We start from the raw sequence: 11559 nt of genomic DNA, 5'->3' as shown, positions 1-11559 counted from the left end.
AAGCCTATATCGACCGATGCGAATTCAGCATCAATCTTCCATCACCTCCGCCGAGGACAATTCGCTCGCGATTTTGACGAGCGCCGACAGCAGCGGATTCTCGTCGTCGCGGCGCCAGACCATGAACAGCTCGACCGGGACGCGGGTGCGCAGCTTCAGCGGCCGCAGGCGGACGTCCGCGATCTTCAGGCTCGCCGCCGCCGCCGGCACGATGGCAAGGCCGAGGCCGGCGCGCACCATGGCGAGGATCGAGTGGATCTGGCTCAGGTGCTGGACATAGCGCGGCAGGATGTCGGCGCGGGTGAACAGCGCCACCAGTACGTCGTGGAAGTAGCGGCTCTCATAGGGCGAATACATCACGAAGGGCTGGTTGTCGAAATCCTTGATCGTGATGGTCTCGGCATTCGCCAGCGGATGCTTTTTCGGGATCGCGGCGAGCAGGGGCTCGGCGACGACGCGGCGGCTGGCGATTTCGGGGCGCGCGATCGGGGGCCTGAGCAGGCCGGCATCGATCTGGCCCGAGGTCAGCGCCTCGAACTGGTCGCCCGAGACCATCTCCTTCAGCGAGAAGTCCACCTCGGGCAGCTTGGCGCGGCAGGCGGCGACGAGCTCGGGGAGGAAGCCGTAGGCAGCGGCCGCGGTGAAGCCGATCTTCAGCGAGCCGGACTTGCCGAGCGCGATACGGCGGGCGACCTGCGAGGCGCTTTCCGCAAGCTTCAGGATGCGCCGCGCTTCCGGCAGGAAGCTGCGCCCGGCCGGCGTCAGACGCACCGAGCGGCTGGTACGCTCCAGCAGCGGCGCATCGATGATGTGCTCGAGCACCTGGATCTGCCGGGACAGCGGCGGCTGGGTCATGTTCAGCCGCGCGGCGGCGCGGCCGAAATGCAACTCCTCCGCCACCGTGACGAAACAGCGGAGCTGGTTGAGGTCGAACATCGATACATGCCTTAGATGGATAAGGCGTTTCCCCGGCGCTTCTAGCATCGATTACTCCCAAAACAAAGACGGCGGCCGTGAAGCCGCCGTTAAGTTGCCTGGTCAAGCTCCCATGGGGGCCCTCAGGAGGAACGTTTGAGCACCACGCGCTCGATCTTGCCGACGACCACGAGATAGGCGAATGCGGCCACCAGCGCATTGGCGCCGACGAATATCAGCGCTCCGTTGAAGGAGCCGGTCGCGGCCAGGATGTAGCCGATCACGATCGGAGTGCTGATCGAGGAGAGATTGCCGAAGGTGTTGAACAGGCCGCCCGAGACGCCGCCGGCTTCCTTCGGCGAGGTGTCGGAGACGACAGCCCAGCCGAGCGCGCCGATGCCCTTGCCGAAGAAGGCGAGCGCCATGAAGCCGACCACCAGCGCCTGGCCGTCGACATAGTTGCAGGCGATGATCGACATCGACAGCAGCATGCCGCCGACGATCGGGATCTTGCGCGCCATCGTCAACGAGCCGGTCTTGCGCAGGATCGCGTCGGAGATGACGCCGCCGAGCACGCCGCCGATGAAGCCGCACAGCGCCGGCAGCGTCGCGACGAAGCCGGCTTGCAGGATCGAGAGGCCGCGCTCCTTGACGAGATAGACCGGGAACCAGGTCAGGAAGAAATAGGTCAGCGTGTTGATGCAGTACTGGCCGAGATAGACGCCGAGCATCATGCGGTTGGAGAGCAGCTGGCGGATATGGTCCCATCCCGGACCGGAAGCGGCCGCGCGTTCATGCTTCAGGTCGTCCTTGGGAGCGTCGAGGTCGACCAGCGCACCACCTGCCTTGATGTAGTCGAATTCGGCCTCGTTGACGCCGGGGTGCTCTTTCGGCCCGTAGACGGTCTTGATCCAGACCATGCCCATGATGATTCCGAGCGCACCCATCACGAAGAACACGTAGCGCCAGCCGTAGCCGTGCGCGATCCAGCCCATCAGCGGCGCGAAGATCACGGTGGCGAAATACTGCCCGGAATTGAAGAACGCAGAGGCGGTGCCGCGCTCGTTGCTCGGAAACCAGGCCGCGACGATGCGAGCATTGGCGGGGAACGAGGGCGCTTCGGCGATACCGACGAGGAAGCGCAAGCCGAACAGCACGACGATCGCGGTGCCGGCGCTGAAGAATCCGACCCAGCCCTGCAGCGTCGTGAACAGCGACCAGACGATGATGCTGAACGCATAGACGAGGCGGGAGCCGTAGCGGTCGAGCAGCCAGCCGCCCGGCACCTGTGCGATCACATAGGACCATCCGAACGCCGAGAAGATGTAGCCCATCGCGACGGGGTCGAGATGTAGCTCCTTGGAGAGCGCGGGGCCCGCGATCGACAGCGTGGCGCGGTCGGCATAATTGACGGTCGTGACCAGGAACAACATGGTCACGATGAACAGCCTGACGCGAGACCTTCTCACGTCCGCTGCGGACATCACTGCGCTCATTGCGCGCCTCCTTAGAACTCGAAACGTTTCCCCACTGCGACTCCTAGAGGTGCGCGCGGCAAAGTGTCCAAGTTCAAGGCAGTATCGATCGATGCCGATTTTGGATTGATGGAACGGGAGTCGACGTCATCCGAGTTCTATAGCGAGGGATGGAGCGCTCTTTGCGCGGATTTCGAACTCGAATGACCGCGTTTTCTGCAACTTCGTCAGTTGCGTCTTGAGGCCCTTCACATCATTTGTGAAGTGCAGCGTATAGTCGCCGTCGCCTCGGACACTCACGATGTTCTCTATCGTATCGCTATCCGGGTTCCCGTACTTGCCGTCAGCCGAGATCACGTAGTGCTTTGCGGGAAACGACCTGAGGAACTTCTCGGTGATGTTGCGGTCGCTACCATGGTGCGGCATCTTCAAGATGTCGAGCTTCGAAGGCAGATCTAAACCTGCGTCCTTGAAGCCGTCGACGATGTCGTCCCCGCGCGCGTCGCCGGTCAGCAAGATCTTACGTTTGGCGATTTCGACCAGCATCACGAGGCTCGACAGGTTTGTTGGCGACTCGTCAAGATCGTCGCGGAACAACGCAGCGAGCGCTGCGGCGTTGCCGGATTCGCTCTTCCATTTTTGTCGAAATGCGTCCAGCCGCGATTTAATCGGTCCTACGAGCGTGACCTTGGCGCCGTCCACGACCTTGCTCCCGCTCTTCGAGGATAAGGTGCCACCGAACGGGTCGTTTCCGCTGAGCTGAAGTTTAGTCAGATAGTCCCGCAGCTCACGGCCCTGGCCGATGCTGGCAAGAACGGCAACCGCGCGCTGGTCGAGCGAGCCGTTGCCTATGTTGAGTTGGGGATCGGCACTGGTCATCGCCGCCTCAGCCTTCGCTTGCGTGCCGGCGAGAGACGTCATACCTGCCTGCAAGCTGGCGGAACTGCCGACGATGTCACGGAAGCTGTTATGCCAAAATCGCTTGATTTCGAGAAAGTCCGCGGCGCCGTCCTCCTGTTCGGCGAGCCCTTTGGTCATCTGCAAGATTCCAGTGACGTGGTCTTCGTCGACATGGCTCAGCATGGCAAGATCGACCGCCAGTTCGGAATCGTCGCCTCGCAACTCTTCCAATCGCGGTTTCAATGTCTGTTTCCAAACTCCCTTCGGCCCGCCGTCGATGATCCAGAGACGCTTCCTGTTCTTCCAGGAGTATTGAATAAGCAGGGCATCGCCGTGCTTTGCATTCAAGGCCTCAAATCGGATCATGACGGCTCCTAGACGGATTGCAGCGCGCGTAGCACGTCGAGCATGCCTGCCCCCTGGAAGCTAACTTCGCGGCCGAGATCAGTGGCCGTCTTGCAGAGGATTTGCTTGATCATGGTTGGCCTGCCGATCAGCTCGCGGTGGCGCGCCATCAGCAATGCCGCTGCGCCGCTCACATGCGGCGCTGCCATGCTTGTCCCATCCATGCGCTTTGAACCGAGATTCGGTATGGGAGCCGTGATCTTCTCTCCAGGAGCGACCAGATCCGGCTTGCGCCGTCCGTCTCCGGTCGGCCCTCTACTCGAGAAGTAGCTCACGCCGTATGTGTGGGGCTCGCTGCGATGAGTTGAACCTACCGTAATCACGGCGTCTGCATTCCCCGGATCCGTGATGCTCGCGACGCGGTAGCTTCCAAAGTCGCCGCCGCCTGTTTCGGGATGCTGGTTGAATCCCTGATTCCCGGCCGCCGCGACCACCACCACCCCGTCGCCGACAAGTCTGGAGCATTCGTCGCAGATCGGAGTACGTCCACAGGCGTAACTCATGACCTCGTGCCGTATCGAGAGGCTTAAGTTGACGCCATGGATGACCGGATTTGCGCGAAAGCGATTGAGATGCGCAACGACCTGCAGGGCCGCCATGATCACGAACTCTTCCGCCTCACCGTTCTGGTCAAAGACACGAAAATCGTAAAGGGTAAGGTCGGGGCAGATTCCGAAGAGAGGACCGTTATCGTCATTGTCCTGCTCGGGCCAGTTTCCCGCCAGAATGCCGGCAACGTGTGTGCCGTGCTCTTGCGAGGGTGGCTCGTACCTGTCGTAAGGGACCGTAATCAGTGGCAGCAACATGTCCCAATCAATTTCCCGGCCAAGGTTGACCCGGCGCGTAAGATCCACAAGCTCCTGCTGTTGCTGTTGGGTGACGACGACTTGTCGCCCGCCCGAGGTCTTGAAGCGGCCACTTTGAAGCGCGAGCAACGTTCGCAAGTATGTGAAGTCATATGTTTTCTTGATCCTCGAGTGCTCGGGCAGAATGCCCTGTCCGGGCTCTGAATACTTGCTCTTAGCGCGGTCAAGAAAAGCAACATGGGTGGCGTCGATGCCGCAGTCGATGACGGCCCAGGCGATCCCCTTCGTATTGATCTTGAACAAGTTGTGTGCCGCGTCCGCCTTCACGGCTTGCCGGGACTGAAACAGCGACACAGTCGTGCGGCGATTGAGTGATATGCTCCAAATCAGCTTTCCGTCCTCGTCGCCGGGAATTTGCTTGAACCGGCGGAATTGGCTCAGAAATCCTTCCGTGATGCTCCTGATATCCCGAAAATTATTGGCGTCGGTTTGCAGAACTTCGGCCAGGTCTTCGGGATCGGGACGCTCGCGCCAACTGTCGATGAACCCAGCCAAGACAATGAAGCGGAAGTAATCCCATTGTTGGCTGGTATTGACGACGGTCTTGAACTTCGTTCGCTGCGTTTCCAGTTGCGACAGCCGCTCTTCGACCTCCTGGAAAGATCGCAATTGCATGGGAAGGTCACGCCACCAGTTCGTCATGGGAATGACGACGCGCATCAGCTCTGCAAATGTCAGCTTGGCTACGACCGAGGACCTGCTGTACGCGATCATCGTCTCGCTTTTGAGCGTGCTGGTCGTTCTGCCGGAGTTCCTGTGATAGCGCAGCAATCGCTGCTCAAGCGACTGCGCAATGGCACCGGGCGCGTGTCCCGTCTTGGGAGTTAGGATGATGTCGACGCGCACCCCCTTGTCGGCCTTGGCGTAGGCCAGCCACACGTCCGGCAGGATGGGGCTATCTTGCGTGAAGCGCTGGTGACCAAATGTCCTGAAAATGAGGCTTCGCCAAGTGTCCTCGGACAGACGCGGTGATTCCTGATCCCGGCCTCGCGAAGCTTGGGTCGCCGATCTGCTACGCTGCGTGGGACCTCGCGGTCGCTTCTTGGCCGGACCTCTCGCTGATCGCTTCGCCAAGGCAGCCTCCTCCGTGTGACGTAGGCGGGCGTGCGAGCATTTGGTCTGACCCAAGCCCCTGCGCCCAACTTTAGCGTGCATTGGCGAAGTCGTGCATTCAATTTAGGCCGGAGAGGTCGCCTGCGCCATTTTGGCGCAGATGCCTACTGCTGCGCCGCCGGCAGCGGCGCGAGCAGCCCGCGTGTCACGCCCGGCGGTGCCGCATCCAGCCCCAGCACGGCGCTTGCGGCCGGCAGTGCCGCGTCCGCCATCGCGGCGTGGCCTTCGGCGCTCGGATGCACGGCGCCGCCATAGACGGCGGAGAGCACGCCCCAAGTCGCGTCGTGGATGTCGGTCGGCTGGCTTGCTGCCGGCAAGCCTTGCGGATAGGTCATCGCGGCGAAATAGCTGTCATTGGCGTCGCGGATCCAGCGCGCGCGCGGCAGATAGGCGCGGAATTCGGAGGCGCCGCGGCCGCACAGCATCGGCTGGCTCGCCGCGCTCACGATGTCAGGATTGAAGCTCTGGCCGTTCTCGGCAAAGCAGGTGCGGTCGAATTCGGGATCGTTGCCCGAATGCGCGCAGAAGCCGTGATCGGCGAACGCCGCCTGATGCGAATCCACGAAGGTCATGCGGTCGGCCTCGGGATCGCGGCACAGCGCGCCGCGGGTGCAGGTGGCGAGCCCCTTCAGTTGCGGCAGGAATTCGGTGTCGACGAAGGTCGACACGCGGGCGAGGCGCTGCGGATCGGCGTTGAAGGACGGATGGATGTCGAAGCCGGCGCGGCCGCCGCGGCAAGGCACGCCGCCATCGGCGAGCGCCGGGTTGGCGTAGGAGACGTAGACCACATGCGAGAGGTCGCCACCGACCAGCGGCTTCAGCGCCTCGCGTAGCTTGACGAAATTCTGCGGCAGTTCGCGCGCCAGCGCATCTCGGGAATCATCGACGCTCGCCATCACGCCGGAGCGCCGGAATATCGCGCGCTCGGTTGCGGTCTCGACGATCACGTCGGCGACGAGGCCGGAGAAATAGACGTCGTTGGCGCCGACCGAGAGCAGCACGAGGTCGAGCGTGCGCTCTGGCTGCCGTTTCCTGGCAGCGGTGAGCGCCTCGCGCAGCTCGGCGACCTGTGCGTTCACGCTGACGTTGCAGACGCCGGTCTTGCCGGGCGGGCATTCACGGGCACGCTGCGAGCCGAGCAGCCCGTCGCTGATGCTGGCGCCAGTGCAGGCGAGCGGCAGAAACGTCACCGCGACGTGGGTGTAGCGTACCGCGAGCGCCAGCGCGGTGCGGGCCTGGTAGCTGTAGAGCGATCGATGGCAGGGCGAGTTGAACCAGAGCGCGCTGTAGCGCTGCCAGTTGGCAAGCGTATCCGGCGCTTCGCAGGCGCGGCCGCCCTTGAAGCCGGCGCGGCTCGGCCGGTAATACTGCGCGCCGGCGGTGCCGAGATAGGAGCGGAAGCAAAAACCTTCGTCCGACAGCGCCAGCGGCCGGTCCGGATTGCCTTCGCCCGAGGCGATGCTGTCTCCGAGGCCAGCGACGAAGATGTCGCGGACCTGGATCTCGGTCTGGACCCGCTGGGTTGGATCGGAGCCGGAGGAGACGTCGACGGTCGCGACCGTCTGCTTGCCGTAGCGGACCCGCAGATTGATCGGCTCGGCGCAGTCGAAGGTGGATTGTTGCGGCCCGTCGCCGTCGTCGAACGACCAGGCGCAGGTGGCGCCGACCGGCACCGCGCCGGCGAGACGCACGGTGACGGGATGGTCGAGGGGGGTGAGATAGTTTTCCTTCGTGTTGTCGCGGGTGCAGGGCTGGTTGACCCGGCCCTGGAGGTCGATGCAGAGCCGGTTGACCATGTTGCGGGCCCAGCCGCGGCCCTCGCTCTGGAGCTCCAGCGATTGCTCGGCGGCGAGGATGCTGCGGTTACGTGCGTTCTCGACATGGAGCAGGAAGTCGCGCTCTTCGCGGAACAGCCGGAAGCGGTTGCGCACCTCCCAGCTGATCTGCATGGCGCCCGCGTCCTGCGCGGCCGCCCGCTCCAGCGGCAGGGCGGTGAGGAGCCCGGCGAGCAGCAGGGCACCAGCGAGGAAACGGCGAAGGGATACAGGGGTCATGGCCCGCATTTTCAACGGCAAAGTTGAGGCGGAAATAAGAGAGCTGCTCTCCGCCTGCAACATCGGTCTGACGGTTTTGCTGGCCGGCGTCTAGCGGACTATCGTTGGAGCATGATCTTTCCGGAAAACCGCTTCGCACTTTTTCGGATCATGCTCAGCGCTTGCTGGCCTGCCGCAGCGACCGCTCGCGCTCCATCGCTGCCACCTGCTTGGGCAGGTTGGCCTGCGCGCAGGCCTCCGCCAGCCGTCGGCGCTCCTGCCAGGGCTCCACCACATTCATCCAGAGCTCGCGTGTGCCCATGATGGAGATGGCCAGTCCGAACGGGATCACGAAATAGAGAATGCGGAAGACAAGGAGCGTGGCCAGAAGCTGCTCGCGGCCGAACTCCGGCAGCGCCACCAGCATGGCGGCGTCGAACACGCCGAGCGAACCGGGGGCGTGGCTGGCAAAGCCGAGCAATGTCGCCAAAATGAACACCACGGAGAGCGAAAGGAAGTCGATCTGCGGCGTGGCCGGCACCAGAAGGTACATCGCCAGCGCGCAGAATCCGAGATCGACGACGCCGATCAGGATCTGCACCAGCGTCAGCGGCGCTGACGGCAGCACCACCTTCCAGCCCTTCTGGCCCAGCTCGCGGCGCTTCTCGCCCATGCACAGCCAGACCAGATACGCGCCGATCGAGGCGAGGCCGCTGAGCGCAATCAGCCGGTTGATCGACGACGGCAGCTGATCCATGTAGGAGGCGGCATCCGGATGGATGGCCATGCCGATCGAGAGCACGAAGATGTTACCGAGCCAGAAGGTCAGGCCCGACAGGAAGCAGATTTTTGCGACATCGATCGCATTCAGCCCGTAATCCGAATAGATCCGGAAGCGGATCGCGCCACCAGTAAAGACGGTTGCGCCGATATTGTGGCCGATCGAATACGATGTGAAGCTGGAGAGCGCTGCGATGCGATAGGGCACGTGCTTCTTGCCGATCGTTCGCAGTGCAAAAAAATCGTAGAAGGTCAGCGTACAGAACGCGAAGCATACGCAGATCGCCGCCAGCCCGATGTTACCGCGGGGGATCTCGGTCAACGCGGTCAGGATGACCCCGGTGTCGATGCCCTTGAGCGTCCGTACCAGCGTGGTGATCGCGAACGCAATGATGAAGACGCTCGCCGCAACGCCGAGGCGCCGCCAGCCGATCCATCTCTTGAAGCCGCGCTTCAGCGCGGTCAGCAGTCCGTGCATTCATCCTCCCGGCGGGGGGCAAGACCGACCAGGCCAGACATTGGCCAGTCGGATGCGATCAGTGCCCGATGTGGGCTTGGATCGCTAGGCATGATGTAGCTCATTTAAGGCAAAAACAGTGACTTGTGCAGCCCTTGACAAGGATAGGTTCTGCCTTGGACCAGCTTGGACCAGCCACTTTGTCATACGCGGTTCACATCGGACGCGCGTTAAGCATATGAGTCGTGGGATCGGTCGCGTCCGTCTGTGACATGGTCTCAGATCCTGCACGGCCAACATTGTTCCAGCGCAAGGGATGCGGGCTTTTTTGGAACGACGATGCCCTGCGCTGGTTAGTGCCGCATCAGCAATCGAACATGGCGGAATAACCGGCTTCTCCTGCAAGCCGGCGCCTCTGTGTTCCCACAACCCGAGAGGATCGGACCGATGGGATTGTTCACAAAAGACATCAAAACCATGAACGACCTGTTCGTTCATCAACTCCAGGACATCTATTACGCCGAGCAGCAGCTCACCAAGGCTCTGCCGAAAATGGCGGATAAGGCGACCGATCCGCAGCTGAAGCAGGGCTTTTTGACGCACCTCGAAGAAACCAGAGAGCACGTGAAGCGCCTTGAGGAAGTGTTCAAGATGCACGGTGCGCAGGTGACGGCGGTCGATTGCCCGGCGATCGACGGCATCATCGAGGAAGCCGACGAGACCGCCGGCGAAGTGGCCGACAAGGCGGTGCTCGACGCGGCGCTGATCAACGCGGCACAGGCGGCGGAGCATTACGAGATCGTCCGCTACGGCAGTCTGATCGCCTGGGCGAAGCAACTCGGCCGCAACGACTGCGCCAGCGTGCTCGCCAAGACGTTGGAAGAAGAGAAAGCGACCGACAAGAAGCTGACCACTCTCGCCGAGAGCAAGGTGAACCTGCGCGCGGCGAGCTAGGGCCAGGCGCGGCCTGGATCAGGACAGAGCGTCGCGCGGCCGTCCGCGCGACGCTCGCGCATCACATCCCATCATGCATCCATCATTCGATCGTTGTCGTAACATGACGGCGGGTTGGATGCGTATCGTTCGCATGGGGCTGCAACCGAGATGGCAGCATGCGAGTAAGCACCGTCAAATACGAAGCCTTCGGAGCCGGCGCGCCGCATGCCGGCTCGCGCCTTGCGACATCCCTCACCCTTGCCGCGATGAGCCTTGGTTATGGCGTGGTGCAGCTTGACGTCACCATCGTCAACACCGCGCTCGATGCGATGGGCAGGACGCTCGGAGGCGGCGTCGCCGAGCTGCAATGGGTGGTCAGCGCCTACACCATTGCATTTGCCGCATTCATCCTGACGGCCGGCGCGCTCGGCGACCGCATCGGCGCCAAGCGCGTCTTCATGGCGGGATTTGCCATCTTCACCGTGGCCTCGCTCGCCTGCGCGTTGTCGCCCAATGCGACCGTGCTGATTGGGGCGCGGCTAGTCCAGGGCCTGGCGGCGGCGATCCTGGTGCCGAACTCTCTTGCCCTGCTCAATCATGCCTATCCGGACGACCGCGAGCGCGGCCGCGCCGTTGCAATCTGGGCCGCCGGTGCGAGCCTCGCGCTCACTGCCGGCCCCTTCGTCGGCGGCGCGCTGATCACGCTGGTCGGCTGGCGCGCGATCTTCCTGGTCAATCTGCCGGTCGGACTCATTGGCCTGTGGCTGAGCTGGCGTTACGCCAGCGAAACCACGCGGGCTCGCTCGCGCGAGATCGATCTGCCGGGCCAGCTCGCGGCAATTGGTGCGCTGGGGGCGCTCGCCGGCGCGATCATCGAAGGTGGCGCGCTTGGCTGGGACCATCCAGCCGTGGTCGCGGCCTTCGTCGCAGCCGCAATTCTCGCCGTGCTCTTCGTCTGGCGCGAGAGCCGTGCGGCACAGCCGATGTTGCCGCTGTCGCTGTTCAGCCACCGGCTGTTCGCGCTGACCTCGCTCGTCGGCCTGCTCGTCAACATCGCGATCTACGGCCTGATCTTCGTGCTCAGCCTGTATTTCCAGAGGATCAACGGGCTGTCGGCATGGTGGACCGGTCTCGCCTTCGTGCCGATGATGGGCGTGGTGCTGCCGGTCAATCTGCTGGCGCCGCGCCTCGCCGAGCGTATCGGCCCGTGCCCGACCATCGTCGTCGGCGCCTGCGTCTCGGGGCTCGGTTGCGTCGGCCTGCTCTGGATCGAAGCCGGCACGAGCTATTGGGCGATCTTTGCGCAGATGATCGCGATCAGCAGCGGACTTGGGCTGCTGGTGCCGCCGCTGACCTCGACCTTGTTGGGCAGCGTCGAGAAGGCACGCTCCGGTATCGCTGCGGGCGTGCTGAACGCGACGCGACAAACCGGGAGCGTGCTCGGCGTCGCGCTGTTCGGCTCGCTGGTGGCCTCGGAGGGCGCGTTCATGACGGGCCTGCACCTGTCGCTGGTCGTGTCGGCGGCCGTGCTCCTGCTCGCCGCCGCCGTGATCGGCCTCGGCGCGCCGGCGCGCGGATGAACAATCCGAGCGAATGCACACAGCTTCCGTTCACCATCCCCGAAACAGGCGCGTAGCCGGTTACCGACTGTCCATCTCTGTCGGTTCAAGTGCGGGTCG

At 63.2% G+C, this 11559-nt stretch carries 8 protein-coding genes; 2 read left to right on the top strand and 6 right to left on the bottom strand.

Going from position 1 to position 11559, the window contains the following annotated elements; translation table 11 throughout:
- Positions 1–30 precede the first annotated feature (30 nt).
- The 6 genes from IVB48_RS14365 to IVB48_RS14340 form a co-directional block, all read right to left on the bottom strand.
- A complete protein-coding gene (locus IVB48_RS14365) occupies positions 31–936 on the bottom strand; it encodes a LysR substrate-binding domain-containing protein (protein ID WP_027518955.1) in 906 nt (301 codons plus the stop codon).
- 122 nt (positions 937–1058) lie between these two features.
- A complete protein-coding gene (locus IVB48_RS14360; protein WP_247287384.1) occupies positions 1059–2411 on the bottom strand; it encodes an MFS transporter in 1353 nt (450 codons plus the stop codon).
- A gap of 126 nt (positions 2412–2537) precedes the next feature.
- Positions 2538–3656 carry a hypothetical protein gene (locus IVB48_RS14355; protein ID WP_247400477.1) on the bottom strand — a complete coding sequence of 373 codons (1119 nt, stop codon included), beginning with the start codon at positions 3654–3656 and terminating at the stop codon, positions 2538–2540.
- Between the two features lie 8 nt (positions 3657–3664).
- On the bottom strand, positions 3665–5440 hold the full coding sequence (locus tag IVB48_RS14350; protein WP_247400476.1) for a S8 family serine peptidase: 1776 nt from the start codon (positions 5438–5440) through the stop codon (positions 3665–3667).
- A 338-nt stretch (positions 5441–5778) separates the two neighbouring features.
- Positions 5779–7728 carry a hypothetical protein gene (locus IVB48_RS14345; protein WP_247400475.1) on the bottom strand — a complete coding sequence of 650 codons (1950 nt, stop codon included), beginning with the start codon at positions 7726–7728 and terminating at the stop codon, positions 5779–5781.
- Positions 7729–7882: 154 nt separating this feature from the next.
- Positions 7883–8965, bottom strand: coding sequence for a YbhN family protein (locus IVB48_RS14340; protein WP_247400474.1), 1083 nt, complete (start codon positions 8963–8965; stop codon positions 7883–7885).
- A 426-nt stretch (positions 8966–9391) separates the two neighbouring features.
- Between IVB48_RS14340 and IVB48_RS14335 the strand changes: the two genes are divergently transcribed.
- Together IVB48_RS14335 and IVB48_RS14330 are read left to right on the top strand one after the other, a co-directional pair.
- Positions 9392–9898, top strand: coding sequence for a ferritin-like domain-containing protein (locus IVB48_RS14335; protein WP_247400472.1), 507 nt, complete (start codon positions 9392–9394; stop codon positions 9896–9898).
- Between the two features lie 158 nt (positions 9899–10056).
- Positions 10057–11460: an MFS transporter gene (locus IVB48_RS14330; RefSeq protein ID WP_247400470.1), complete on the top strand. Its 1404-nt coding sequence runs from the start codon at positions 10057–10059 to the stop codon at positions 11458–11460.
- The last annotated feature ends 99 nt before the right edge of the window (positions 11461–11559 follow it).

The organism is Bradyrhizobium sp. 76 (assembly GCF_023073025.1).
Classification (GTDB): domain Bacteria; phylum Pseudomonadota; class Alphaproteobacteria; order Rhizobiales; family Xanthobacteraceae; genus Bradyrhizobium.
This window is presented reverse-complemented; position numbering and strand designations above follow the sequence as displayed.

Coding starts and splice junctions, on each gene's coding strand:
- IVB48_RS14330 (WP_247400470.1), top strand. CDS start 10,057: ATGCGAGTAAGCACCGTCAAATACGAAGCCTTCGGAGCCGGCGCGCCG.
- IVB48_RS14355 (WP_247400477.1), bottom strand. CDS start 3,656: ATGATCCGATTTGAGGCCTTGAATGCAAAGCACGGCGATGCCCTGCTT.
- IVB48_RS14335 (WP_247400472.1), top strand. CDS start 9,392: ATGGGATTGTTCACAAAAGACATCAAAACCATGAACGACCTGTTCGTT.
- IVB48_RS14360 (WP_247287384.1), bottom strand. CDS start 2,411: ATGAGCGCAGTGATGTCCGCAGCGGACGTGAGAAGGTCTCGCGTCAGG.
- IVB48_RS14345 (WP_247400475.1), bottom strand. CDS start 7,728: ATGACCCCTGTATCCCTTCGCCGTTTCCTCGCTGGTGCCCTGCTGCTC.
- IVB48_RS14365 (WP_027518955.1), bottom strand. CDS start 936: ATGTTCGACCTCAACCAGCTCCGCTGTTTCGTCACGGTGGCGGAGGAG.
- IVB48_RS14340 (WP_247400474.1), bottom strand. CDS start 8,965: ATGCACGGACTGCTGACCGCGCTGAAGCGCGGCTTCAAGAGATGGATC.